We start from the raw sequence: 23804 nt of genomic DNA, 5'->3' as shown, positions 1-23804 counted from the left end.
TCAGCGCCAGGAGTGCAGGTCGGGTGGCAGGTGGTGCGTCTCGTTGAAGGTGTCGAGGCTGACGCGCCCCCCGCCGAAGGTCAGGCGCGTGACCGAGGCGTTCTTCACGCGCCAGTTCAGGGCCAGCGCGGAGGCGTCTGGGGCGTCCAGGGCTAGGGCGACGGTCAGGCCGATCACGCCGCCGCTGGTGAAGGCCAGCACGGTCGAGCCGCCGCTCAGGCGCAGCACGTCGGCCAGCGCGGCCCGCACGCGCGCCCGGAAGGCGGCCCACGGTTCGACCCGGCTGTCCGTGAGGGTCCCGGCCTGCCACGCGGCGGCCAGGGCTTCCAGGTATTTCTGGAAGGCGCGGTTGCGTTCCGGGCCGCCGGTCTGCGCGGCCAGTTCGGCGGCCAGCGCCGCGAAAGTCGGGTCCCGCCCGGCCAGGATGGGCGCAAGGTGACCGACGAGGCCGTCCCCGTCGAATTCCGCGAGGCGGGCGTCGAGGGTGGGTTCGGGCCAGCCCTCCTGGTGGGCGAGCTGCGCGCTGCGCCGCTGCCTGACCAGTGGGCCGTGCAGGACGTGCGTGGGCCGCACGCCCGCCGCGTGCAGGGCCGCGCCGACCGTGCGGGCCTGCTCCTCGCCCAGCGGGGAGAGGCGGTCGGTGTCCGCCTCGAACGGCGTGGCCTGCCCGTGGCGGATCAGGATCAGTTCGCTCATGCGGAGGCGTCCTGCTCCCCGATGCGCCGCCACGCCTCGCGGATCAGCCACTCGGCCTGACCGGCCAGCGGGGCGAAACGCGGGTCGCTGGTCTGCCCGGCGCGGTACCGCGCGAAGATCTGAAGGACGATCACCGCGAGTTTGAAGTGGCCCAGCACCTCATACCACGGCAGCGCCCGCTCCAGCGCCGCAAGGTGCGCCTGCGGATCGCTCGTCACGTGACGAGCAGCGCGCGCGGCGTACCGGGCGACCAGTTCGTCGCGGCTCAGGAAGCCCGGTGAGGCCGCGCCGACCTCGTTAGGCGCGCCGCCCGGCATTTCGGGCATGGTCCAGTAGGTCAGGGTCAGGCCCAGGTCCACCAGCGGATCGCCCACGGTGGTCATCTCCCAGTCCAGCAGCGCCGTCACGCGGCCCGGATCGGCCGGGTCCAGCATCAGGTTGTCCAGCTTGAAGTCGTTGTGCACCAGCGTGTGCGCGCTCTCGGGTGGCGTGTGCGCCTCCAGCCACGCGATCACACGCTCATCGTTCAGGTCGTCCGGGGCGGGCAGGTCGCCCGTGTCCCGCAGCGCCTCGCGCGCGCGCCGCCAGCGACCGGCCCAGCCGGACACCTGCCGCGCATTGAAGCCCTCGGGCTTCCCGATCTCCCGCAGGCCCGCCGCGTCGATATCCACCGCGTGCAGGTCCGCCAGGGTGTCGGCCAGCGCGCCGGACATGCGCCGCGCCGCGTCCGGAAGGTCGCGGTACGCGGCAGGCAGGCGCGTGCGGACGACCGTGCCGTGGCGGCGTTCCATCAGGTAGAACGGCGAGCCGATCACGGCCGGGTCCTCCACGATCAGCGCCGGGCGGGGCGCGACCGGCAGCACCGGGTGAATCTTCTCCAGCAGGTGCGCCTCACGGGTCATGTCGTGCGCGCCCTTCGGGACCGGCCCCAGCGGCGCGCGGCGCAGCACGTACTCCTGCCCGCCCCGCGCCGGATCGCCCGCCCGCACGAGGTACGTGAGGTTCGAGAACCCGCCGGGGAACTGCTCGACGCTCAGGTCGTCCACGTTGCCCGCCACGTGTCCGCGCATGGCTTCACGCAGCGCGTCCAGCGGCAGTTCCTCACCCGGCCGGACCGGGGCCGTCTCGGGTCGGGTCACGCCCGCGACTCCTCCGGGTGGCCCGCGTCGGGCTGCGCCGCGAATGCCTGACCTTCGAGCAGTTTCATGGCCTTGCCGCGCAGGTGGCGCATCTTGCTGATCCACTCCTCGTAGTTGTTCGCCTTGTTCTGGAAGGACTTCAGGGTGCTCGGGTGGGTGGTCACCAGGAAGCCGTCGGCACGCAGGACTTCCAGGGTCTTCTCGACCAGTTCATCGGTGGTGATCGCGGTCTGCTGCAGCAGCGGCGCGTTCTGGATCATCGGCGTCCACACGCCCTCCGGGCACAGGGCGGCGACCTTGATGCCCCGGTCACCGTACGTGATGGCCAGCCACTCCGCGAACGCCAGCGCCGCGTGCTTGGTCACGGCGTACGGCGCGGAGTGCAGTTCGGTCAGCAGGCCCGCCGCCGACGCCGTGTTCAGCAGGTACCCCTCGCCGCGCTCCAGCATGTGCGGCAGCACGTGACGGGCCGCCCACACGTGACTCATCACGTTCACGCGGTGAATCAGGTCCCAGTGCTTGTCACTCGTCTCCGGTCCCTCGCCGATGGCGATCCCGGCGTTCGAGCACAGCAGGTCGATGCGGCCCTCGTTGGCCAGCACGTCGTCGATCAGGCCCTTGACGCCCTCCTCCTGCCCGATGTCGGCCGCCAGGAACCGCGCGCCCATCTCGGCCGCCTTCGCCGCGCCGACCTCCGCGTTCCGATCGGACGCCACGACCACCGCGCCCTCCTTCACGAACCGCTGCGCCAGCGCCAGCCCGATCCCGGACGCCGCTCCCGTCACCACAATCACTTTTCCGTTGAATTCCATGGTTTCGCTCCTCAGTGTTGTTGAATCGATGTCCCAGCAACCTGCTGGTGAGTGAAGAGCAGCCGTAACGCTCGGTCACTGCCTCGACAGCCTCTTCCGGCTTCATGTTCCACGCGGTTTAACTACAGATGACGACAGGGTACCTGATCCCTGTCACTCGCCGTCACCGAGGCGGTGCAGAAGACCGGACTTCTCAGTGAACAGCCGGGTTGCCGCCTCGGTGAATGTGAGACCGACAGGTCGGACCTTCACGCCACCGATCACCGGAACCAGCTCCACGACGCGTCCCGGCTCGTACACCTCTCCCAGGCCTTCGGGCAGAAACAGCACCCGCTCGCCGGACACCGTCTTCAGACTGACCTTCACCGGGCTTCAGCCCTGGCGGGCGGCGTGGCGTTTCATCTCGACTTTCGCGACGGTTTCGGTGTGCACGATGTCCGGGCCGTCCGCGAGGCGCAGCGTGCGGGCCTGGGCGTACATCATGGCCAGCGGCGTGTCCTGGCTGACGCCCGCACCGCCGTACACCTGGATGGCGCGGTCGATGACGCGCAGCGCGACGTTCGGTGCGACGACTTTGATGGCCGCGATCTGCCCGCGCGCCTCCTTGTTGCCGACGGTGTCCATCATGTGCGCGGCGTTCATGGTGAGCAGGCGGGCCTGGTCGATCTCCATGCGGGAGTGCGCGATAGCCTCGCGGACGTGCTGGTGGCCGCTCAGGGGTTTGCCGAAGGCGGTGCGCTGCCCGGCGCGCTGAATCATGAGTTCCAGGGCACGCTCGGCCTGTCCGATCAGGCGCATGCAGTGGTGGATGCGGCCCGGCCCGAGGCGGCCCTGCGCGATCTCGAAGCCGCGGCCCTCGCCGAGCAGCATGTTCGCAGCGGGCACGCGCACGTCCCGGAAGGTCATCTGCGCGTGGCCGTGCGGGGCGTCGTCGTAGCCGAAGACGGTCAGCATGCGTTCCTTGGTGACGCCCGGCGCGTCCAGCGGCACGAGAATCATGCTCTGCTGGAGGTGCTTCGCGGCGTCCGGGTCGGTCTTGCCCATGAAGATACTGATCTTGCAGCGGGGATCGCCCGCGCCGCTCGTCCACCACTTGTCGCCGTTGATGACGTACTCGTCGCCGTCGCGGACGATGCTGGACTGGATGTTCGTGGCGTCGCTGCTGGCCACGTCCGGTTCGGTCATGGAGAACGCGCTGCGGATCTCGCCGTTCAGGAGGGGAATCAGCCACTGCTCCTGCTGTTCGGGCGTGCCGTAGCGGGCCAGGACTTCCATGTTGCCGGTGTCGGGCGCCGAGCAGTTGAAGACCTCGGGCGCCCACCAGACGCGGCCCATGATCTCGCACAGGCCCGCGTACTCCAGGTTGTTCAGGCCCGCGCCGTACTTCCCGTCACGGCTGCTGGCGGGCGGCAGGAACAGGTTCCACAGGCCCGCCTCCTGCGCCCTGGGCTTGAGCTGGTCGATCAGCGGCAGGTGTTCCCAGCGGTTCCCGGTGTCGATCTGCCGGTGAACCTCGGCGTCGTTGGGGTAGATGTGTTCCTGCATGAACGCGGTGAGGCGTTCACGCAGGTCGCGGGCGCGGGGGGTCACGTCGAATACGGTCATAGGGGTTCCTCCTCGGGAGTCAGGGGGCGGAAGCTGGCGCTCCCACCCTCGATGCTGATCAGAAAGGTGCGGTACCCGGTGTTCCCGTCGCCGCGCAGCACGAGGTTCAGGGCCAGCAGGCTCTCCTGAATCGCCCCGGCCTGCTCCAGCAGTGCGGGGTCGTCGTCATGGACGAGCAGGTGGGCGTGCCGGGCGTCCTCGTCGAACAGCACCCGGTACGGGTCGAAGGCGGGCGCAGGATCGAAGGTGGCGTCCACGGCGAACATCCCGGCGTCCGTGACGGTCAGGGTGCCCAGGACCTCTGCGCCCCGCTCCAGGGTGTAGACGGCGCCGGGGTTCACGGCACGTCCGCGCGGGCGATGGTGCCCAGCGCCGTGGCGACCAGTTTCTCCTGCCCGCCCTGCGCGGCGTAGATGTCGCAGCGGGTCACAGCCTGCCGTTTCCCGGCGCTCAGAACGCTGCCCCGCCCGATCAGGGTGTCGCCCTGCGCGGGCCGCAGGAAGTTGATCTTGAACTCGCTCGTCAGGACGCTGGGGCCCAGCGCGGCGGCTCCCATGAACGTCAGGGTGATATCGGCCAGGGTCGCCTGGAGGCCACCGTGCGCGAACCCGTGATGCTGCGTCAGGTCGGGGCGCAGCGCGAGGCTCACCTCGACCTCGGTGGGCGTGAAGCGGGTCGCGCGGGCGCCCACGAGGGTACTGAACGGCTGGGCGTCCAGCACACCCTGTGCCATGGCGAGCATGTCGGCGGGGGCACTGGTCACAGGTAGACCCGGAAGACGCTCTCGGCAGTGCAGGCGGGCTTGTCGGCTCCTTCGATCTCGATGGTGTTGGCGACCGTGATCTGCACGAAGCCCTGGCCGGGTTCGGCGGACTGGAGGACGGCGCGGTTGCGCAGGCGTGACCCGGCGCGGACCGGCGTGATGAAGCGCACGCGGTTCAGGCCGTAGTTGACGGTCATCCGCCCGCCGTCGATGTGGGGGGCACCGCCGTGGGTCATGAACTCCCCGGCGAGCAGGGAGAGGGTCAGGAAGCCGTGGGCGATGGTGCCGCCGAACGGTCCCTGCGCGGCCTTCTCCTGATCCACGTGAATGAACTGGTGGTCGCCGGTGGCGTGCGCGAAGGCGTCGATGCGGGTCTGGTCGACGGTGATCCAGTCGGACAGCGCGACCTGCGTGCCGACGTGCGCGGCCAGCTCGTCAGGCCGGATTCCGGCGGGCGCGGTCATACGACGCCAGCGCCGCCGTCCACGGCGATGTTCTGGCCGGTCATGTAGGCGCTGGCATCGCTGGAGAGCAGCAGCGCGAGGCCCTTGAGGTCCTGGTCGGTGCCGAGGCGGTGCATGGGCGTGGATTCCAGGATGGACTGCTCGCCGTACGCCAGGGTGCCCTTGGTCATCTTGGTGGGGAAGTAGCCGGGGCAGATGCTGTTCACGGTGACGCCCTTGTCGGCCATCTCGGCGGCCAGGGCGCGGGTGAAGTTCACGACGGCGCCTTTGCTGGTGTTGTACGCGACGGTGGGGGCCATGCGGGGGTCGTTGCCCTGGAGGCCGGCCACCGAGGCGACGTTCACGATGCGGCCCTTCCCGGCAGGCAGCATGCAGCGTTTCAGGACGCTCTGGGTGATCAGGAACAGGCCGTTCACGTTGACGTTCATGACCTTCATCCAGGCGTCGAGCGGGTGGTCGACGGTGGGTGAGCCCCAGGTGGCCCCGGCGTTGTTCACGAGGATGTCGATCGGGCCGACGTCGGCGTGGATGCGTTCGATCAGGGGGTCGATGGTGTCGAACGCGCCGAGGTCGTTGGCGTACACGTGCGCGGTGATGCCCAGGCCCGCGAGGTGGGCTCTGGCCTCGTCGAGTTCGTGCTGTTTGCGGGCGGTCAGGACGACGGTAGCGCCGTACTCGCCGAGGGCTTCGGCGATCTGCAGGCCGAGGCCGCGGCTGCCTCCGGTGATCAGGGCGGTCTTGCCGGTCAGGTTGAACAGGTCTTTCAGGGCCATGGGGTCCTCCGGGTGGAAATGAATGGGGGTTGCCCGGCCAGCATAAGCGAAAGTTTACGTGCGCGTCAATTTTGAACGCGCGGGGATATTTACGGCGGCCCGGCGGGACAGGAGGCATCGCGCAACAGGCTGGCCAGATTGACATTGCTCCTTACCTACCGTACGGTAAGGAACCTACTTACCGACCGGTAAGTCAAGCCCCAAGTCAAGGGAGATGCTATGTACCTGGCCCTGCGCGAACTCCGTCACCACCGCCTCCGCTCGCTGCTGATCGGCGGCATCGTCACCCTGATCGCCTTCATGGTGTTCATGCTCACCGGCCTCACCCGCGGCCTCGCCCACGACAACGCCGCGCTCCTCATCGAGACGCCCGCCACGCACTTCGTGACCACCCGTGACGCCGGGGGCGTCTTCACGCGCTCCTTCCTGACGCCCGACACCGTGACGCGCCTTCAGGCCGTCGCCGGACCCGATGCCACGCCCATCGCGCAGAGCTTCGCCACCCTCAGCCGCGGCGACCAGCAACTCAGCGGCGTCCTGATGGGCGTACAACCCGGCAGCTTCATGAACCCCGCCGCCCAGCAGGGCCAACCCCTGAGCGCCGGCAGCACCGGAGCGGTCGTCGACGAATCCCTGCGGGAAGACGGCGTGACCCTCGGGGACACACTGACCCTCAAGCCCGGCGGTGAAACCCTCCGGGTGATCGGCTTCACGCGCGCCGCCCGCCTCAACCACCAGCCGGTCGTGTTCGTCACCCTGCAGCACTGGCAGACCCTGAACCCCCGCCTGCAGGGCACCGTGAATACCGTCGCCCTGAACACCGAAGGTGCTGCGGCGCGCGCCGCGCAGCTTGCCGATGTGACCGTCCACACGCGCGCCGCCGCCCTTCAGGAACTGCCCGGTTACCGCGAGGAGCAGGGGAGCCTGATCATGATTCAGGTGTTCCTGATCGTCGTGGCCGCCTTCGTGCTGGCCGTGTTCTTCTACGTCCTGACCCTCCAGAAGACGCCGCAGTTCGGGCTGCTCAAGGCGATCGGTGCCAGCACCCGCACCCTGGCCGGCAGTCTCGTGGCGCAGATGATGGTCCTGAGCGTCCTGGCGGTCACGGTGGCCGCGCTGGTCACGCTGGGCGCCGCTGCCCTGCTCCCGGCCGGTCTGCCGTTCACCCTGACGGTCCCCACCGTGCTGGGCGCGTCGGCGCTGCTGATCGCGGTCGCGGCGTTCAGCAGTCTGCTCAGCCTCGGCAGCATTGCCCGCGTCGACCCGCTGATCGCCATCGGCGCCTCCACATGACCGCCCGCGTGACCCGCCCCGCCAGCCGCCTCTCCCCCACCAGTCAGCCCAGGAGACCCGCATGACGGCCCTACTGCACACCCAGCCCACGCCCGCCCATCCGCACACTTCGCCGCCGAACCCGCCGACGCTGTCGCTGCGCGCGGTCAGCAGAACCTACGGGGACGGCGACGGCACCGTCACGGCCCTGCACCCCACCACGCTCGACGTGCGCCCCGGCGAACTCGTCGCGGTCAGCGGCCCCAGCGGCAGCGGCAAGAGTACCTTCCTGGCCCTGGCCGGCGCGCTCCTGCGGCCCACCACCGGTCAGGTCCTGATCGCCGGTCAGGACGTCACGGCGCTCCCGGCCGCCGCGCTGCCCGCCTTCCGCCTGAAGCACCTGGGGTTCGTGCTTCAGAGCAGCAACCTGATCCCGTACCTGACCGTGCGCGAACAGCTGACGCTGGTCACCCACCTGGCCGGTCAGGACGCACACGCCGGGCGGACCCACGCGGACGCCCTGCTGCGCACCCTGGGCCTGGGCGACCGGGCCGGTCACTACCCGGGCGCTCTCAGCGGCGGTCAGCGGCAGCGGGTGGCTGTCGCGCGCGCCCTGATGAACGACCCGCAGCTGATCCTGGCTGACGAACCCACCGCCAGCCTGGACGGCCCGCGTGGCCGTGAAGTGGTGCAGATGCTCGCGCAGCAGGTCCGGGAGCGCGGCCGGGCCGCCGTGATGGTCACGCACGACGACCGCGTGCTGGACCTGTGCGACCGGGTGGTGCACATCGTGGACGGCCGCCTGAACTGAAACGGACTCCGATTGAATGGCTTTATAAGCCATTCAATCCGAGCGGATGCGAGTAGGAGAGAAACGGGTTCCGGACGTGGAGTTGGCAACCCGGTGCCGTCCCGGGTTGTTAACGAAACAAACGGAATCCGTATGAGACGGACTCCGGTTGAATGGTGGTTGCAAACCATCCAGCTGGAGTCCGTGTCACAGCGGTTTTCAGTTCCACTGAGGGGCGTGCCGTTCGCCTCTGAATTCTGCTGTCAGAACCAGTCGGTGTGCATGTCGGTGGTCGTGCGGTCGGCGCTGGCGAGCAGGTCGGCGTGGGCGCGCACGCGGGGCAGTTCGTGCGTGGCGTAGAAGCGCGCGGCGTGCAGTTTGCCCTGGTAGAACGGCTGGTCGCTGGGCCGCGCGCCGGGCAGGGCGCGGGCGGCGGCGGCGGCCTGACGCAGCCACATCCACCCGACGACGGTGTGGCCCAGCATTTCCAGGGCGCTGTTCGCGTTCGCCAGGAGCAGGTCCGGGCCGAGTTCGGCGGCGCGGGGCAGCAGGGCGCTCAGGGCGGACGAGCACTGGATGACGGCGGTGCGCAGCGCGGCGCGGATGTCCTCCAGGCCGTCCAGGTCGTCGCTGGCGTTCAGGTCGGCCTGGATGCGTTCCAGCAGCACTTCCAGGCCGCGTCCGCCTGCCTGGGTGAGTTTGCGGCCCAGCAGGTCGTTGCCCTGGATGCCTTCCGTGCCCTCGTGGATGGGGTTGAGGCGGTTGTCGCGGTAGTACATCTCGACCGGGAAGTCGCGGGTGTACCCGGCGCCGCCCATGACCTGAATGGCGTCGCTGAGGGCCTCCTGGCTGTACCGGCTGGGCCAGCTTTTCACGATGGGGGTCAGCAGGTCGAGCAGCAGGCCCGTGTCGGCGCGCTCGTCTTCGGGGCCGGTCTGGAGGTCGTCCACGAGGCGGCTGGCGTACAGGCCCAGCGCCAGTCCGCCCTCCACGAAGGCCTTCTGGCGCAGCAGCAGGCGGCGCACGTCGGCGTGCTCGATGATCGGGACGGGCGCGGCGTGCGGGTCCTTGTTGCTGGCGTGGCGGCCCTGGCGGCGGTCACGGGCGTACTCCAGGCTGGCGAGGTACCCGGCGGTGCCGAGCATGACGGCGCCCATGCCCACGCCGATGCGGGCCTCGTTCATCATGTGGAACATCTGCGCCAGTCCGCGCCCCGGTTCGCCGACGATCTCGCCGACCGTCTGGCCGCCCTCGCCGAAGTTCAGGAGGGTGTTGGTGGTGCCGCGGTAGCCCATCTTGTGGTTCAGGCCCGCCAGGACGACGTGGTTGCTCTCGCCGACGCTGCCGTCCTCCTGCACGCGGTAGCGCGGGACCAGGAACAGGCTGATGCCTTTCACGCCGGCCGGGCCGCCCGCGATGCGGGCCAGGACGAGGTGCACGATGTTCTCGCTCAGTTCGTGCTCGCCGCCGGAGATCCACATCTTGGTGCCGCTGATGGCGTACGTGCCGTCAGCGAGGGGCGTGGCGGTGGTGGTGATGTCCGCGAGCCCGGAGCCGGCCTGCGGTTCGCTGAGAGCCATGGTGCCGAACCAGCGGCCTTCCAGCAGGGGCAGCATGTACTTCTGCTGCTGTTCGGGCGACGCGAAGATGCGTTGCAGGTTGGCGTTCCCGATGGTCAGGAAGGGGTAGCCGCTGCTGCCCACGTTCGCCGCCTGGAAGTGCGCCTGCACGGCCTGCATGACCACCCACGGCAGTTGCAGGCCGCCCAGGTCCTCGTCGTGGTGGGCGCTGAAGAACCCGGCCTCGCGGAAGGCGCGCATGGCGTCCCCGACGGCGGCCGGGAGTTGTACGCGGCCCCCCACGACGTGCGGTTCGTTCAGGTCGCCCTCGCGGGCGTGGTTGGCGAAGTAACGGTCGGCGACGGTGTATGCGACGTTCAGGATGTCCTCGTACACCTCGCGGCTGTGTTCCGCGAAGCGGGGGCGGGCGGTCAGGGCCTCGGTATCGAGGGCCTCAAACAGCTGGAATTGCAGGTCGCGTCGGTTCAGGAAGGGGGCCATGCGGGTCGCTCCTCGGGTACAGGGAAGGGGAAGGTGGGGGCGGGCTCCGCCGGTCGGGGCTGCCCCGCGCGTCTGTGGATACCCAGAGCCTACCGACCATGAACGTACACGTCAACTTTGAACGTGTGCGTCAAGTTGACTTAAGATGGGCGCACGATCTTAACCCACCCCCCAAGCCCCTTTCCCCTGGAGGAACCCCCATGCGCGCACTGACCTGCACTGCCTTCGACCAGCCCGAAACCCTGACCGTCCTCGACACGCCCACGCCCGCCCCCGCTCCCGGCGAGGTCACCATCGAGGTGCACGCTGCCGGCGTGAACTACCCGGACGCGCTGATGGTCATGGGCCAGTATCAGGTGCGCCCGCCGCTGCCGTTCACGCCGGGCGCGGAGGCCGCCGGGATCATCACGGCCGTCGGTGAGGGCGTGCGCGGCCTGAGCGTGGGCCAGCGGGTCGCGGCGTTTACCGGGACCGGCGCGTTCGCCACGCACCTGAACGCCCCGGCCTCCGCCGTCATGCCCCTGCCGGACGGCATGGACCTCGGCGTGGCCGCCACGCTGCCCCTGGCGTACGGGACGGTCATGCACGCCCTGATCGACCGTGGGCAGGTGAAAGCCGGCGAGACGCTGCTGGTCCTGGGGGCCGCCGGGGGCGTGGGACTGGCCGCCATCATGATCGGCAAGGCACTCGGCGCGCGCGTGATCGCCGCCGCCAGCACCGACGAGAAACTCGAACTGGCCCGCCAGCACGGCGCGGACGAGGTCATCAACTACGAACAGGCCGACCTGAAAGACGCCCTGAAAGCATTGACCGGCAAACAGGGCGTGGACGTGATCCTCGACCCCGTCGGTGACCGCTGGGCCGAGAGTGCCTTCCGCAGCGTCGCGTGGGGCGGCCGCTACCTCGTGATCGGCTTCGCAGGCGGCGAAATCCCGCGCCTGCCGCTGAACCTGCCGCTGCTGAAGGGCGCGTCGATCGTGGGTGTGTTCTGGGGCGAATTCGCGCGCCGCGACCCCGCCGGGAACGCCCGCAACCTCGCCCGGCTGGCCGGGTGGGTCATGGACGGCACGGTGCGGCCCCTGGTCAGCGAACGCTACGCCCTGGAGGACGGCCCGCGCGCCATGCGCGACCTGCTGGAGCGCCGCGTGACCGGTAAAGTGATCATCACGCCGTGACCGACCCAGCCCCAACCCAACACGCCCCGCCCCAGCCCGCCCCGACCTTCTACACGACCGCCGAACTGGCCCGCGAGGCTGGCGTGACCCGCCGCACCGTCATGCACTACGCCGAACTGCACCTCCTGACGCCCGATCAGGTGACGGCGTCCGGCCGGGCGCTGTACGGCCCGTACTCGCTGCGGCTGCTGCGCGACCTGATCGACCTCCGCGCCCTGGGCATGACCCTGGAGGAGGCGCGGGACATGGTCATCCTGCGCCGCGCCACGCACGACATTCACGGTCACTACCGCCGCGACTGGACCCGCGCCGACATTCCGCTGGACGACGACCGCCTGAAAGCGCTGCACACCCGCCTGCGGGCCATCAACGCCGCCTTCGAGCGGCAGGCGAACAACATGGCCCGCTTCGACCGCTGGCTCACCAAACGCTTCACCGGCGGCGACCTGCCCGGCCTCACCGGAGGCAGCGATCCGCAGGAAAGCGAACCCCACGAGGGCGACACACACGAGAGCGACACGGGCGGGAACAGCCCGGCCTGACAGCAGCAGGATGAGGGTGGCCGGGAGCGACTGGCCGGACACCGTGGGCTGTGGGCGCGGATGGTCATTTCTGCTCGACAGTCGGGAAGCGGACGGGAATACTGCACGCAGTTCCGTTCACGTTCCGTCGTGTCTGCGTTCCGTCGTGTCTGCGTCCGGTCGGGTCCAGGCCCGGGCGGGCTGACTGACCCGCGCGCCTCCGCCCCAGCTACCTTCCGGGAGTGATGTCTTGACGCATCCTGTTTCGCCGTTCCCTGCCGCGCGCCGCCCGTTCCGTCCGTCCCTGTCGCTGCGTCCGGCAGACGTGCTGCCGGGGGGCGCGGTCACGTACCGGCTGCCGTTCGAGAATCCGCTGTTCGGTCGCAGCGACCTGCACACCGACCTGGGACTGGGTGGCACGAACCAGCTGATGGGCGGGCTGGGACTGGCCGCGCACGAGAGCGCGTGGACGCCGCAGCAGGCCCGGTTGTTCCGGCAGGTGGGCTTCGAGTTGCCGGCGCGGGTCGTGACCTACCGGGACCGCGCGTCGTACCGGGAGGCGCTGCGGACCCTGCGCGGCGAGTTCGGGCCGCTCGTGACGATGTTCCCGCAGCATCCGGCAGACCTGGCGGAGCGTGACGCGGCGCTGCCGCCGGACCTGCTGACGGAACTGGCGGACAAGGCGCGGCTCTCCGCGCTGACGGCCTGCCTGCCGCCACGCCGGGTGACCCCCAACGAAGCGGACGCCGTGCGCGCGGTCGCCGCCGAGCTGGGCGGCGCGGTGGTCGTGAAGGCCAGTTTCGCGCCCACGGGCGGCGGGGCGGACGTGGTCTTCTGCGCGGACCCGCAGGAGGCCGCAGCGGCTGCCGCGCGCTACCCGGCGGGCGCGCCGCTGGTGCTGGAGGCCCGGTTGCACCTGGAGTCCAGTCCGAGCGTGCAGGTGGCGGTGCGCGGTCCGGGCGACGTGACCGTGCTGGGCGTGACGGTGCAGCGGCTGGTCGGCGCGCGCTTCAGCGGCGTGGAGCTCCGCCCGCTGGCGCGTGAGGCCGGGTGCGCCGCGCTGGGAGCGGAGGTGGCGCTCGCCTGCGCCGCGCGGGGATTCCGGGGCGTGCTGGGCGTGGACCTGATGGACCCCGGCGCGGGGGCGCCCCTGCTGGTGGCCGAGGTGAACCCCCGCCTGACCGGCGGAACGCTGGCCGCGCTGCTGGGACCAGCACTCCGGGCGCATGGACTTCAGGCGCGGCTGGAAATCCTGACCAGCACCTGCGCGCCCGACACCCTCAGCGGCGTGCTGCTGGAAGGCTGGCAGGAGGGCCGCGCCGTGCCGGTGCTGATCTCACACGCGGCTCCCTGGGGCGGCACGGACCGCGCAGGCCTGATGCTGCTGGGCGAGACGGCCGCCGAACTGGACGGGCAGGCCGCGTGGTTCGCTGCCCGCCTGCGCGGCGCCGCGCACCCCAGTGCCGCGCAGGGCGAAGCGGCGCCGGGCGACCGGGTGGGCAGGCCGTGACTCCGCCCACTGCTCTGGCCACTCCCCTGCCCCCCGCACCGGTTCCGTCCGCGCCGTCCGCGCTGGGTCAGGCGGCGGCGCTGAGCGCGGCGGGGCAGCAACTGGGCGGGCTGAGCCTGCCGGTGATCGCCTCGACCCTGCCGGGCAGCACCGCCCTGACGCTGGGGCTGATCACGGCGGCAGCGTTCCTGCCGCACCTGCTGCTGGGTCTGCTGCTGGGCGCCGCCGCAGACCGCCTGCCGCCCCGCGCGGCCATGCTGGGCATGAACGTGGCGCGCGGGGCGCTGCTGCTGGGCGCGGCGGGACTGGCGCACGCGGGCGCGCTGTCCGCCCCTCTGCTGGCGGGTATGGCGCTGCTGCTGGGCAGCCTGGGGGCGCTGCACGACGCGTCCACTCAGCGCTGGCTGGCGCACTTCGAGGACCGCCGGGACGCGAACCGGGCCGTGCAGGCCGGAGAGCAGGCGGCGCTGGCCGCCGCGCCGGGCCTGAGCGGCCTGCTGATCGCGCAGGCAGGCGCGGCGGCGGCGCTACTGGGTGAGTCCCTGAGTTTCCTGGCGGCCAGCCTGCGCCTGCTGGGCCTGCGCGCCCCGGTACTGGCGGGCCGTGACGGGCGGGGCACGTTGTTCGGGGACGCAGCGCGCGGCATGGCGTTCGTGTGGCGGCACGGGCTGCTGCGGCGGCTGGCGGTCACGGCGGCGTTCGTGAACTTCGCGCGGGCCATGACGTTCACGCTGCTGTCGTTTCACCTGCTGCGCGTGTGGCAGGTGGCGCCGGTCGTGATGGGCCTGACCCTGACGGTGGGCGGGCTGGGCGGACTGGTGGGCGCGTCCCTGAGCCGCCGCCTGTCGGGCATGCCGGACGACCGGGTCATGCGCGGCGGCCTGCTGGCCCTGGCGGGCGCGGGCCTGCTGGTGCCGCTGGCCGCGCCGGGCGCGCTGGGACTGGCGCTGATCATGCTGGGCCGCGCCGCCGGGACGGCCTGCGTGGTCACGTACAACATCCGGCAGGACGCGCTGCGCCAGTCACTCTCCCCGGCCGGCATGGAGGCGCGGGTGGCGACCGCCTCGCGCACGCTGCTGTGGGGCAGCCTGCCGCTGGGCGCGGCGCTGGGCGGCTGGCTGGGCACGGTCATGGGCACGCAGGAGGCGCTGACCGCCGCGGCGCTGCTGGTGTTCGCCGCGCCGCTGTTGCTGGGCCGCGCCCCCGTGCAGGGCGCGCCTGCGCCCACCGGGCAGCCGGGCACGGCCTGATGCCGGCGGGGGCTCAGCGGGTCTTCGTGACCTTGCTGAGCAGCGGGGGCTGGTCGGGGTTCAGGCCGCGTGCCAGTGAGAGGTGCGCGGCGAACAGGTAGAACGCCAGGGCGCTGGGGACCGTGTCGGTCAGGCCGTGCCCGGTGCCGGGCGTGGTGAGGGTGCTGCCGCTGGCGGGGCCGATGGTGCGCAGGTCCGCGCCGTCGGCCTGCAGGGCGTCCAGCGCGGCGCGGGTGGCGGCCCCGGCCTGATCGGCGGGCGTGAAGGCCAGGACCGGGAGGCCCTCGGCGAGCAGGCGTTTGGGGCCGTGGCTGAACTCGGCGGCGGAGTACGCCTCGGCGTGAATGCCGCTGGTTTCCTTGAGTTTCAGGGCGGCTTCCTGCGCCACGCCGTAGTGCAGGCCGCGCGTGAGGACGATCAGGTTCTCCGCGAAGCGGTAGCGGTCGGCCAGGTCGCGGGCCTGTCCTTCGAGGGCCAGGGTGGCTTCCAGCGCGGCGGGCAGGGCATGCAGGCCTCGCAGCAGTGCCTCGTCGCCGCTGAGGTCCGCGATGACGGGCAGCAGGGCGGTCAGGCTGGCGAGGTAGCTCTTGGTGGCGGCCACGGCGCGTTCCTCACCACCGCGCAGCGGCAAGACGAACTCGGCGGCGCGCGCCAGGTCACTGTCCTCCACGTTCACGAGTGCGACGGTCAGGGCGCCGCTCTCGCGGGCAGCGCGGACGTTCTCGACCACGTCGGGGCTCGCGCCGCTCTGCGACACGGCGATCACCAGGGCGCCGCGCAGGTCCAGCCGCGCGCCGTACAGGGTGTGAACGCTGGGGCCGAGGCTGGCGACCGGCAGGCCCAGCTGGGTTTCCAGGGCGTACTTGAGGACCGTGCAGGCGTGGTCGCTGCTGCCACGCGCGATGGTGACGGCGTACGCGGGTTTCAGGGCGCGGATGGCGGCGGCCAGTGCGCGGCTGACGTCGGCGTTTTCGGCGAGCTGGCGGCGGGTGACGTCCGGGGACTGCCGGGCTTCCTGCAACATCAGAGGATCGGTCATGGGTTCTCCAGGGTGGGGGGGGCGGCCACAGGTGTTCCGGCGATGGGCACTCCGGCGACATGCACGGCCTGCACGGTCAGGTCCGGGTCGAGGGTGACGAGGTCGGCGCGCAGACCGGGCCTGAGTTCGCCCCGGTCGTGCAGGCCGACCGAGCGGGCCGGGGTCAGGCTGGCCATGCGGCTCGCTTCCGGCAGGGGAATGCCGGCGGCGACGGCGCGGCGCAGGGCGGCGTCCATGGTCAGGACGCTGCCGGCGAGGGTGCCGTCCGGGAGGGTGGCCTTCCCGCCGCGTACCGTGACGGGCTGCCCGCCGAGTTCGCTGGGACCGTCACCGAGTCCGGCGGCGCGCATGGCGTCCGTGATCAGGATCAGGCGTTCCGGCGCGGCGGCCCGCGCGAGACGCACGGCCGTGTCGTGCAGGTGAATGCCGTCCAGAATGACTTCCAGCGTGGCGTGCGGGTCGGCCATCAGCGCGCCGGGCACGCCGGGGGCGCGGCCCTCGACGCCGCCCATAGCGTTGAACAGGTGCGTCGCGCAGGTCTGCGCGCCCGCCGCACTCAGCAGCGCGAGCAGGCCGGTCACGGTATCGGCGTCGGCGCGGGTGTGCCCGATCCCGACCCGCACGCCCGCGCGGGCAAAGGCCAGGGCCGCTTCCCGCGCGCCCGGCAGTTCCGGGGCGAGGGTCACGGCCCGCAGGACACCCGTCGCAATGACCTGCGTCACCAGCACCTCGGTGGGGCCCACTGCGCAGGGCGGTTGCGCACCCAGACGGCCAGGACTGATGAACGGCCCTTCCAGGTGGGCGCCCGCGATGTCCGCGCCGCCCGGCACGCCCGTACGCATGACCTCGGCCACGCCGCGCAGCGCCTCCAGCACCGCCTCCCAGGGGTTGGTGATGGTGGTGGGCAGCAGCGTGGTCGTGCCGTGGCGGGCGTGCAGGCGGGCCAGGGTGCGCACGCCGTCCGGGCCGTCCATGGTGTCCCCGCCGCCGCCGCCATGAACGTGGGTGTCCACGAAGCCGGGCAGGATCACCCAGTCACGCGGGGCCTGCGGGTCGGGTTCCACGGCGCGGATCAGGCCGCCCTGGAGGGTCAGGCGGCCCGGCGCGAGGCTCCCCTGCGGGCCGGGCATCAGCAGCAGGCCGCGCAGGACCGTCACGCCCGCTCCGTCAGGCATCGGTGGGGGTCAGGTGGGGGTAGGCGGCGCGCACGGCGGCCTCGACCTCGGCGGCGTGGCTGAGGGTCAGGGCGTGCGCGGCCAGTTCGCGGGCCTGCGCGGCGTTCAGGTTCAGCACCTGCTCGCGGCGCGGCAGCAGCGCGGGCGAGCTCATGGACAGTTCCGTGACACCCAGCCCGACCAGCAGTGGCAGCGCCAGCGGGTCGCCGGCCATCTCGCCGCACACGCCCACCCACCGGCCGTGGCGGGCGGCGCCCTGGCAGGTCAGGGCGATCAGGGTCAGCACGGCCGGGTTCAGCGGCTGGTACAGGTTCGCCACGCGCTCATTCATGCGGTCGGCGGCCATGGCGTACCCGATCAGGTCGTTGCTGCCCACGCTGAAGAAGTCCGCGTGCCGCGCGAACTGCTCGCTCAGGGCGGCGGCGGCCGGAATCTCGACCATCATCCCGACTGGAATGTCGGCGGCAACTGGCACGCCCTCGGCGGTCAGTTCGGCGCGCGCGGCGTCGAGGTGGGCGCGGGCGTCCAGGAATTCCTGCACGGTGGCGATCATGGGGAACATCACGTGCAGCTGGCCGTGCACGCTGGCGCGCAGCAGGGCGCGCAGTTGCACGCGGAACAGGTCCGGCCGCGCGAGGCACAGGCGGATCGCACGGAAGCCCAGGAAGGGGTTCTCCTCGTGCGGGAGGCCCAGGGCGGGCAGGGCCTTGTCGCCGCCGATGTCCAGCGTGCGGATGATCACGGGGCGGCCCGCCATGCCTTCGAGCACGGCGCGGTAGGCGCGGTACTGTTCGTCCTCGCCGGGCAGGTCGTCGCGGCCCAGGAACAGGAACTCGGTGCGGTACAGGCCCACGCCCTCTGCTCCGGCGTTCAGGGCGCCCGGCACCTCGGTGGGCGAGCCGATGTTCGCGGCGAGTTCCACGCGCAGTCCGTCGGCGGTGCGGCCCTCCTGGCCTTTCAGGGCGTCCAGGCGGGCGTGTTCGGCGTGCGCGGCGGCCTGCGCGGCCTGCGCGGCGTTCAGGGCGGCGGCGTCCGGGTGGACGGTCACGGTGCCCGCGTCGCCGCTGACGATCAGCGGCGTGCCGCGCGTCAGGCCCGCCAGGGCGGCCTCGCCCACGCCCACCACGGCGGGCAGGCCCAGGCCGCGCGCCATGATCGCGCTGTGGCTGGTGCGCCCACCCACGGCCGTGACGACACCCCGCACCAGGGCGGGGTCCAGTCCGGCGGTGTCGCTGGGCGTCAGGTCGTGCGCGACCACGATGGCCGGCTCGCGCAGCTCGGCCAGGCTGGCCAGGGGTCGGCCCAGCAGGTGCGAGAGCACGCGGGCGCGCAGGTCGCGCAGATCGGCGGCCCGCTCGCGCAGGTACGGGTCGTCCAGACTCTCGAACATCCCGATGAACGCCTCGAACGCGCCGTGCACGGCGGCCTCGGCGTTCGCGCCGCCGGTCAGGGATTCCTGAATGGCCGCGCCGAGTTCCGGGTCGTCCAGCAGCAGCAGGTGTGCGTCAAAGATCGCGGCGGCATCGTCGCCCAGGCGGGCGCGGGCGCCCTCGCGCACCCCGTGCAGGTCCGTGCGGCTCCCGGCCAGCGCGGCGTCCAGGCGGACACGCTCGGCGGCCGGGTCCTGTCCGGTCAGGGTCTCGAAGCTCAGGTCCGGGGCGCTCAGGATGAAGGCCGGGCCGATGCCGGTGCCGGGCGAGGCGGCCACGCCACTCAGCGTGACCGGAGCGGCGGCGGGCGTGAGGGCCGGGTCAGGCACGGCGGGCGAGGCCCTGTTCTTCCAGGCGGGCGGCAATGGCGTCCACGGCAGCCTGCGCGTCGTCGCCGGTCGCGCGGACGCTGAAGCTGGCGCCGCTGGCGAGGCCCACACCCATGACGGACATCATGCTCTTGAGGTTCACGGCCCTGTCGGCGGTGACGAGTTCGATGGCGCTGGCGAACGGCGAGGCCACCTGCACGAGCTGGGCGGCGGGGCGGGCGTGCAGGCCGTGTTCGGCGGTGACGATGAAGTTCTGTTCCATCAAGAGTTTCCACAGGCGAGGGAATAGCGACCAGCACGAAGGCCCAGGAGGCAGGGGCTTGAAATTCCCCGGTCTCATGGGCCTTTATGCGAAGTGACTATGCCTCGCATCCCCAGCCTACCGCACAGCATCATCACCGCTCAGCTGAACCGGGTCACCAGCCTCAGTGGCCTCATCCCCTACAGCACCCTGTGTAAAAGTGCCATCTCCAAAGAGATGGCGCGGGACTCCTTCGCCTCCACGGAGGACTTCAAGCGTCGAGCCAGGAACGCGCCGGAGGGCGCGTTCCTGGCCATTGATTTCGTCATGGTGCCCCACGCCGGACGGACGATGGAAGGCGTGAACTACCACTACAGCGGTCAGGCCCAGACCCGTCTGGGCCATCAGTTCACCTCCGCGGCCCTGGTCAGGTTCGGTGAAGATCCAGTTCCGTTGCTGGAGCGCTTCAAGGTTTCCCAGGCCCTGCATACAGAGCGCTATCCTTACCGTACAGCGACTCAGGAAATGATCCACGTCGTCCAGGATTGCCTCGCGGCGGGCGTCCCCATGGCGGGTCTCCTCCTGGATGGGGAGTTCGGGCGGGACGCGGCTGTGACCTTCAGTCGCGAGCATCAGATTCCGGTATTGATCCGTGCCAAAGCCAATATGACCGTGCAGTTCGAGGGTGAGGGACTCACCCTCGGTGCGCTGAGTCGGCAGTTCCCTCCAGAACGCTGCCACCTGTACGCGGAGTTCGGGTGGCGTGTCCGTCGATTGTCGGTCACCCGTGAGGTCGGTGGGTTCGATGTCCTGATCGTGTGGCGCAAGGTGCACGGGGAGTGGACACGGTTTTTCCTGTTCAGCACGTTTGGTGGTGACGTCACGGTTCGCTCACTGCTGCGGGCCTGGAAGGCCCGCTGGGGAATTGAGGTGATTCACCGGTTCTTCAAGCAGAACCTGGGACTGGGACGCTGTCATTGCCGGACGATCCAGGCGCAGGAGAACTGGGTGTGGTGCGTGGTGGAGGCCTTTCACGCGGTGTTACGGGTGCGTAGGGAAGTACCGGGAATGACGTGGCGGGCCGCACAACGGCAGGCAGCTCAGAATGCCGAAAAGTACGTCCTGACCGGGATGGAGCAGGACGGCCCCCTGCTTGACGCCGCGTGACACGACATCAGCAGGGAAGTGGAAACTCTTGTTCCATGGTGGTGTCTCCTTGAAGGGTGGGGGCGCGGGCGAACGTCATGGCCGCCCGCGCGGGCTTGAGGGTCAGGCGCCGGACTTCAGGACTTGAGGGTGACGGTCTGACCGTCGATCTGCACGCTCTGGTCCGGGGCGAGGTTGGTGAAGATCACGGGCGTGATCAGGCTGGGCACGCGGGGGCGCACGGCGTCCAGGTCCACGTCCACCAGGGTCTGCCCGGCGGTCACGCGGTCGCCCTGGGCGACGCGGGCGGTGAAGCCCTCGCCGTTCAGGCTGACCGTGTCGATCCCGACGTGCACGAGGACTTCCAGGCCGTTGTCGGCGCGCAGGCCGATGGCGTGCCCGGTGGGGAACAGCGTGACGACCTCGCCGCTGACGGGGGCGACGACGCGGCCGCCCGTGGGTTCGATGGCGAAGCCGTCGCCCATGACCCGGCCGCTGAAGACGGGGTCAGGCACGTCCGTGATGGGCAGCACGCGCCCCGGCATGGGCAGCGTGAAGTCGGCGGGCAGGGCAGGTGCGCCGCCGGTCGTCTGCGGAATGGGGTTGGGCTGGGCGGTGATGGCCGGGGCGGGCGGGCCGGTGCGGACCTGGGCGGGCGCGGCGTCGGCGGGGCGGGTCGCGGCGGGGTTGGCCTCGGTGTACGCGCCTTCCTCGATCACGCGGCGCATCTCCTCTTTCAGCTGGTCGCTGCGGGTGCCGTACACGGCCTGCACGCTGTTCCCGACTTCGAGGACACCGGCCGCGCCGAGCATCTGAAGCTGGCTTTTATTCACGCGGCTCTTGTCGTTCACGCTGACGCGCAGGCGGGTGATGCAGGCGTCAAGGTTGCTGATGTTGCTGGGGCCGCCCAGGGCGCGCAGGATGTCCACGGCCAGTTCGCGGTCCCCGCCGGCGGCGCGGACGGTGGCGGCGGCGGTGTCCTCGCTGCTGACCTCCTCACGGCCGGGGGTCATGATGTTGAAACGGCGGATCACGGCGCGGAACACCACGTAGTACACGGCGGCGAAGACGAGGCCCACGACGGGCACCAGCCACGCGCGGGTGCTTTTGGGCATCAGCAGGAAGTAGTCGATGGCCCCGCCGCTGAAGGTGAAGCCGCTGTGCGAGCCGAGGATGTTCATGACCATGAAGCTCAGGCCGGTCATGGCGGCGTGGAAGACGTACAGCAGCGGCGCGACGAACATGAACGAGAACTCGATCGGTTCGGTGATGCCGGTCAGGAAGGAGGTCAGGGCGGCGCTGCCCATGATCCCGGCGATGACCTTGCGGCGCTCCGGGCGGGCTTCCTGCACGATGGCCAGCGCGGCGGCGGGCAGGGCGAACAGCATGATCGGGAAGAAACCGGTCATGAAGATCCCGGCGCTCTTATCCCCGGCGATGTAGCGGGTCAGGTCGCCGTGTACGACGTTGCCGTCGGGCGTGGTGTACTCACCGGCAATGAACCAGAACGGCTGGTACCAGATGTGGTGCAGGCCAAACGGGATCAGCAGGCGGTTCACGAAGCCGAAGATGCCGCTGGCCGCGACGGGCGCGCCCTCGGTCGCGACCGTGGAGAAGGCGTTCAGGCCCTGCTGCACCGGCGGCCACAGGTAGGTCAGCAGGATGCCGACCACGATGGCCGAGGCGGCCGTGACGATCGGCACGAAGCGCCGGCCCGCGAAGAAGCCCAGGAAGGCGGGCAGGCGGATGTCCTTGTAGCGGTTGTACAGGAACGCGGCGAGCAGGCCCATCAGGATGCCGCCGAATACGCCGGTCTGCAGCGAGTTGATGCCCAGCACCTTGGCGTACGCGCCCTTGCTGGCGGCGCTCAGGGTGTCGAAGGTCGCGGCGTCACCCAGGCCCAGGTAGGCGCTGATGGTGGCGTGCATGACCAGAAAGCCGACCAGCGCGGCCAGGGCCGCCACGCCCGCGCCGCCCGCGAGGCCGATGGCGACGCCCAGCGCGAAGATGACGGGCAGGTTCCCGAAGATCACGTCGGACGCGCCGACCATCATCTTGCCGACGAAGTGCAGCCAGTCGGGGATGCTGGCGTACCAGGAGTAACTGGGGTCGTTGAAGGCCGAGCCGAAGCCCAGCAGCAACCCGGCGGCGGGCAGCACCGCGACCGGGAGCATCAGGGCCTTGCCGATCTCCTGCAGGGCGGCGAAGGCGGTCTTGCGGGGCGGTTTGCCCGGCACGGTGCCGGGCGCGGTGGTGTTGGGTGTGGTCACGGTGAACTCCTGCGAAGAAGGTTGGAAGGATGCTTCGCGTTCATGGTGGTGGCCGGGCAGGGGCGCGGTGGGCCGCATGGGGCGTGACCGGTGGGCTGCCGGGGCGGCAGTCACTCGGGTCGGGCTGGGTTGCGGAGGGCCTCCACGGTCTGGCAGGCAGGGAAGTCGGAACGCGGCTCGCTTCACTCTAGGAGTGAAAATAATTTCTGTCAATTTTTTTAAGTCAAAATTAATTTTCATTCAATGTGCCTGTCAGGAGGCCCGCCCCGTCCAGACAGGCCGACCGGCCCGCTGACAACGGCCCCCGCGCCCCTGCCCACCCCACCCGCCGACCTGAAACTCCTGCGTCAACAGGACGGCACATTGACAAGAATTCTTTTCAGGCGCTACCGTCGCACTATCAGACCGTCGCCCCACCCCACCCTCTGGCCCACCCCCACCCGCAGGAGCCCCGACGCATGACCCGCAGCACCACCGGAACGGGCGGCGCACTCGGCCGCATCCGCCTGCACGCCGATTCGCTGTCCCCCAGCCTGCGCCGCGTGGCCGATCACGTCACCGCGCACGCCGACACCGCCGTTCACCAGACCATCACCGAGGTCGCCCTGAGCGCCGGGGTCAGCGAGGCCACCATCACCCGGCTGTGCCACAAACTGAACTACGCCGGGTTTCACGCCTTCAAGATCGCGCTGGCCAGCGACCTGGGCGGCATGCACCCGCAGGGCGGCCCGCACGCCAGCACCGACGCGCCCAGCCAGATGCAGCGCCTCACGCAGCAGGCCGTTCGCAGCCTCGAAGGCACCGCCCGCCTGCTGGACGCCCAGGTCACCGGGGACGTCGCCGAGCGCCTCTCCCGCGCCCCGCGCGTGGACCTGACCGGGCAGGGCAACAGCAGCCTGACCGCGCAGTTCTTCGCGCACCGCCTGCTGCGCATCGGCGTGCCCGCCGCCACCTACCCCGACCCGCACCTCGCGGCCGTCAGTATCTCGACGTTGCCGCGCGGCAGCGTCGTGATCGGCCTGAGCGGCACCGGCAGCACCCTCGATACCATCGGGCACCTGAAACTCGCGCAGGAATGCGGGCTGTACACCGTGGCCGTCACGCACCGCGCCGCCAGCCCCATCACCCGGCACGCCAGCGCCGTCCTGTTCACCGCCAGTCAGGAAGACCCCATGACCGACGGCGTGCTGGACACCCTGACCAGTCAACTGCTGCTGCTCGAAGCGCTGTACGCCGCGCTGCTGACCCACCGCCCCGAGGCGGACGCCATGCTGCGCGTCACCGCCAGCAGCGTGGGGGAGAAAAAAGTCTAGAGCCGTTCTGCGAGGAATGGCGTCATGAGAA

The 23804-nt window shown here is 70.8% G+C and carries 23 protein-coding genes; 8 read left to right on the top strand and 15 right to left on the bottom strand.

Features of this window, described 5'->3' with window-relative positions:
* From M8445_RS16145 to M8445_RS16105, 9 genes are all read right to left on the bottom strand, one after another.
* Positions 1-696: a histidine phosphatase family protein gene (locus M8445_RS16145; RefSeq protein WP_273991006.1), complete on the bottom strand. Its 696-nt coding sequence runs from the start codon at positions 694-696 to the stop codon at positions 1-3.
* Positions 693-1835: a phosphotransferase family protein gene (locus M8445_RS16140; RefSeq protein WP_273991005.1), complete on the bottom strand. Its 1143-nt coding sequence runs from the start codon at positions 1833-1835 to the stop codon at positions 693-695. Before M8445_RS16140 ends, M8445_RS16145 begins: the two co-directional genes overlap by 4 nt.
* On the bottom strand, positions 1832-2647 hold the full coding sequence (locus M8445_RS16135; protein WP_273991004.1) for an SDR family oxidoreductase: 816 nt from the start codon (positions 2645-2647) through the stop codon (positions 1832-1834). Before M8445_RS16135 ends, M8445_RS16140 begins: the two co-directional genes overlap by 4 nt.
* A gap of 153 nt (positions 2648-2800) precedes the next feature.
* The gene (locus M8445_RS16130) at positions 2801-3013 is read right to left on the bottom strand and encodes a hypothetical protein (protein ID WP_273991003.1); all 213 of its coding nucleotides are present in this window, start codon (positions 3011-3013) and stop codon (positions 2801-2803) included.
* 6 nt (positions 3014-3019) lie between these two features.
* Complete coding sequence (locus M8445_RS16125; RefSeq protein WP_273991002.1) at positions 3020-4252, bottom strand: acyl-CoA dehydrogenase family protein; 1233 nt, start codon at positions 4250-4252, stop codon at positions 3020-3022.
* Positions 4249-4593 carry a hypothetical protein gene (locus M8445_RS16120; protein WP_273991001.1) on the bottom strand — a complete coding sequence of 115 codons (345 nt, stop codon included), beginning with the start codon at positions 4591-4593 and terminating at the stop codon, positions 4249-4251. Before M8445_RS16120 ends, M8445_RS16125 begins: the two co-directional genes overlap by 4 nt.
* On the bottom strand, positions 4590-5015 hold the full coding sequence (locus M8445_RS16115; protein WP_345385386.1) for a PaaI family thioesterase: 426 nt from the start codon (positions 5013-5015) through the stop codon (positions 4590-4592). Before M8445_RS16115 ends, M8445_RS16120 begins: the two co-directional genes overlap by 4 nt.
* Positions 5012-5479 (bottom strand): MaoC family dehydratase, encoded by a 468-nt coding sequence (locus M8445_RS16110; protein WP_273991000.1) that lies wholly within the window; start codon positions 5477-5479, stop codon positions 5012-5014. Before M8445_RS16110 ends, M8445_RS16115 begins: the two co-directional genes overlap by 4 nt.
* Positions 5476-6252, bottom strand: a complete 777-nt coding sequence (locus M8445_RS16105; RefSeq protein ID WP_273990999.1) for an SDR family oxidoreductase — start codon at positions 6250-6252, stop codon at positions 5476-5478. Before M8445_RS16105 ends, M8445_RS16110 begins: the two co-directional genes overlap by 4 nt.
* Positions 6253-6471: 219 nt before the next feature.
* On the opposite strand from M8445_RS16105, the gene M8445_RS16100 reads away from it, so the two are divergent.
* Positions 6472-7545 (top strand): ABC transporter permease, encoded by a 1074-nt coding sequence (locus M8445_RS16100; RefSeq protein ID WP_273990998.1) that lies wholly within the window; start codon positions 6472-6474, stop codon positions 7543-7545.
* A 61-nt stretch (positions 7546-7606) separates the two neighbouring features.
* Positions 7607-8335, top strand: coding sequence for an ABC transporter ATP-binding protein (locus tag M8445_RS16095; RefSeq protein WP_273990997.1), 729 nt, complete (start codon positions 7607-7609; stop codon positions 8333-8335).
* A gap of 242 nt (positions 8336-8577) precedes the next feature.
* Here M8445_RS16095 and M8445_RS16090 read toward each other — a convergent pair whose 3' ends face one another.
* A complete protein-coding gene (locus M8445_RS16090; RefSeq protein WP_273990996.1) occupies positions 8578-10374 on the bottom strand; it encodes an acyl-CoA dehydrogenase in 1797 nt (598 codons plus the stop codon).
* Between the two features lie 200 nt (positions 10375-10574).
* Between M8445_RS16090 and M8445_RS16085 the strand changes: the two genes are divergently transcribed.
* The 4 genes from M8445_RS16085 (at position 10575) to M8445_RS16070 (ending at position 14830) form a co-directional block, all read left to right on the top strand.
* Positions 10575-11549, top strand: coding sequence for an NADPH:quinone oxidoreductase family protein (locus tag M8445_RS16085; RefSeq protein WP_273990995.1), 975 nt, complete (start codon positions 10575-10577; stop codon positions 11547-11549).
* Entirely contained in the window at positions 11546-12091 is a 546-nt protein-coding gene (locus M8445_RS16080; RefSeq protein ID WP_273990994.1) for a MerR family transcriptional regulator, read from the top strand. Before M8445_RS16085 ends, M8445_RS16080 begins: the two co-directional genes overlap by 4 nt.
* A 229-nt stretch (positions 12092-12320) precedes the next feature.
* A complete protein-coding gene (locus M8445_RS16075; RefSeq protein WP_273990993.1) occupies positions 12321-13580 on the top strand; it encodes an ATP-grasp domain-containing protein in 1260 nt (419 codons plus the stop codon).
* Positions 13577-14830, top strand: coding sequence for an MFS transporter (locus M8445_RS16070; protein ID WP_273990992.1), 1254 nt, complete (start codon positions 13577-13579; stop codon positions 14828-14830). The genes M8445_RS16075 and M8445_RS16070 overlap by 4 nt, the downstream gene beginning before the upstream one ends.
* A gap of 13 nt (positions 14831-14843) precedes the next feature.
* Here M8445_RS16070 and M8445_RS16065 read toward each other — a convergent pair whose 3' ends face one another.
* The 4 genes from M8445_RS16065 to M8445_RS16050 are packed head-to-tail and all read right to left on the bottom strand — an operon-like array spanning position 14844 to position 19065.
* Positions 14844-15869, bottom strand: a complete 1026-nt coding sequence (locus M8445_RS16065) for an SIS domain-containing protein (RefSeq protein WP_221587343.1) — start codon at positions 15867-15869, stop codon at positions 14844-14846.
* Positions 15866-16999: an N-acetylglucosamine-6-phosphate deacetylase gene (gene nagA, locus M8445_RS16060; RefSeq protein WP_273991277.1), complete on the bottom strand. Its 1134-nt coding sequence runs from the start codon at positions 16997-16999 to the stop codon at positions 15866-15868. Before nagA ends, M8445_RS16065 begins: the two co-directional genes overlap by 4 nt.
* 37 nt (positions 17000-17036) lie before the next feature.
* Complete coding sequence (ptsP, locus tag M8445_RS16055; RefSeq protein ID WP_273990991.1) at positions 17037-18803, bottom strand: phosphoenolpyruvate--protein phosphotransferase; 1767 nt, start codon at positions 18801-18803, stop codon at positions 17037-17039.
* Positions 18796-19065: an HPr family phosphocarrier protein gene (locus M8445_RS16050; protein ID WP_273990990.1), complete on the bottom strand. Its 270-nt coding sequence runs from the start codon at positions 19063-19065 to the stop codon at positions 18796-18798. The genes ptsP and M8445_RS16050 overlap by 8 nt, the downstream gene beginning before the upstream one ends.
* 99 nt (positions 19066-19164) lie before the next feature.
* Here M8445_RS16050 and M8445_RS16045 point away from each other — a divergent pair, with 99 nt between their 5' ends.
* On the top strand, positions 19165-20211 hold the full coding sequence (locus tag M8445_RS16045) for a transposase (RefSeq protein ID WP_273988203.1): 1047 nt from the start codon (positions 19165-19167) through the stop codon (positions 20209-20211).
* A 116-nt stretch (positions 20212-20327) separates the two neighbouring features.
* On the opposite strand, the gene ptsG is transcribed toward M8445_RS16045, so the two are convergent.
* The gene (ptsG, locus tag M8445_RS16040; RefSeq protein WP_345385372.1) at positions 20328-22460 is read right to left on the bottom strand and encodes a glucose-specific PTS transporter subunit IIBC; all 2133 of its coding nucleotides are present in this window, start codon (positions 22458-22460) and stop codon (positions 20328-20330) included.
* Between the two features lie 458 nt (positions 22461-22918).
* On the opposite strand from ptsG, the gene M8445_RS16035 reads away from it, so the two are divergent.
* On the top strand, positions 22919-23773 hold the full coding sequence (locus tag M8445_RS16035) for a MurR/RpiR family transcriptional regulator (protein WP_273990989.1): 855 nt from the start codon (positions 22919-22921) through the stop codon (positions 23771-23773).
* Positions 23774-23804 lie beyond the last annotated feature (31 nt).

The sequence above is a fragment of the Deinococcus aquaticus genome, from assembly GCF_028622095.1.
Lineage (GTDB): Bacteria > Deinococcota > Deinococci > Deinococcales > Deinococcaceae > Deinococcus > Deinococcus aquaticus.
Note: the sequence above shows the minus strand (reverse complement) of the source record. Positions and strands in the feature narration are given on the sequence as shown.

Bases quoted from the DNA above. Each gene is read 5' to 3' on its own strand.
- M8445_RS16145 (WP_273991006.1), bottom strand. From the start codon at position 696: ATGAGCGAACTGATCCTGATCCGCCACGGGCAGGCCACGCCGTTCGAG.
- M8445_RS16135 (WP_273991004.1), bottom strand. From the start codon at position 2,647: ATGGAATTCAACGGAAAAGTGATTGTGGTGACGGGAGCGGCGTCCGGG.
- M8445_RS16125 (WP_273991002.1), bottom strand. From the start codon at position 4,252: ATGACCGTATTCGACGTGACCCCCCGCGCCCGCGACCTGCGTGAACGC.
- M8445_RS16110 (WP_273991000.1), bottom strand. From the start codon at position 5,479: ATGACCGCGCCCGCCGGAATCCGGCCTGACGAGCTGGCCGCGCACGTC.
- M8445_RS16105 (WP_273990999.1), bottom strand. From the start codon at position 6,252: ATGGCCCTGAAAGACCTGTTCAACCTGACCGGCAAGACCGCCCTGATC.
- M8445_RS16100 (WP_273990998.1), top strand. From the start codon at position 6,472: ATGTACCTGGCCCTGCGCGAACTCCGTCACCACCGCCTCCGCTCGCTG.
- M8445_RS16095 (WP_273990997.1), top strand. From the start codon at position 7,607: ATGACGGCCCTACTGCACACCCAGCCCACGCCCGCCCATCCGCACACT.
- M8445_RS16090 (WP_273990996.1), bottom strand. From the start codon at position 10,374: ATGGCCCCCTTCCTGAACCGACGCGACCTGCAATTCCAGCTGTTTGAG.
- M8445_RS16085 (WP_273990995.1), top strand. From the start codon at position 10,575: ATGCGCGCACTGACCTGCACTGCCTTCGACCAGCCCGAAACCCTGACC.
- M8445_RS16065 (WP_221587343.1), bottom strand. From the start codon at position 15,869: ATGACCGATCCTCTGATGTTGCAGGAAGCCCGGCAGTCCCCGGACGTC.
- nagA (WP_273991277.1), bottom strand. From the start codon at position 16,999: ATGCCCGGCCCGCAGGGGAGCCTCGCGCCGGGCCGCCTGACCCTCCAG.
- M8445_RS16050 (WP_273990990.1), bottom strand. From the start codon at position 19,065: ATGGAACAGAACTTCATCGTCACCGCCGAACACGGCCTGCACGCCCGC.
- M8445_RS16045 (WP_273988203.1), top strand. From the start codon at position 19,165: ATGCCTCGCATCCCCAGCCTACCGCACAGCATCATCACCGCTCAGCTG.
- M8445_RS16035 (WP_273990989.1), top strand. From the start codon at position 22,919: ATGACCCGCAGCACCACCGGAACGGGCGGCGCACTCGGCCGCATCCGC.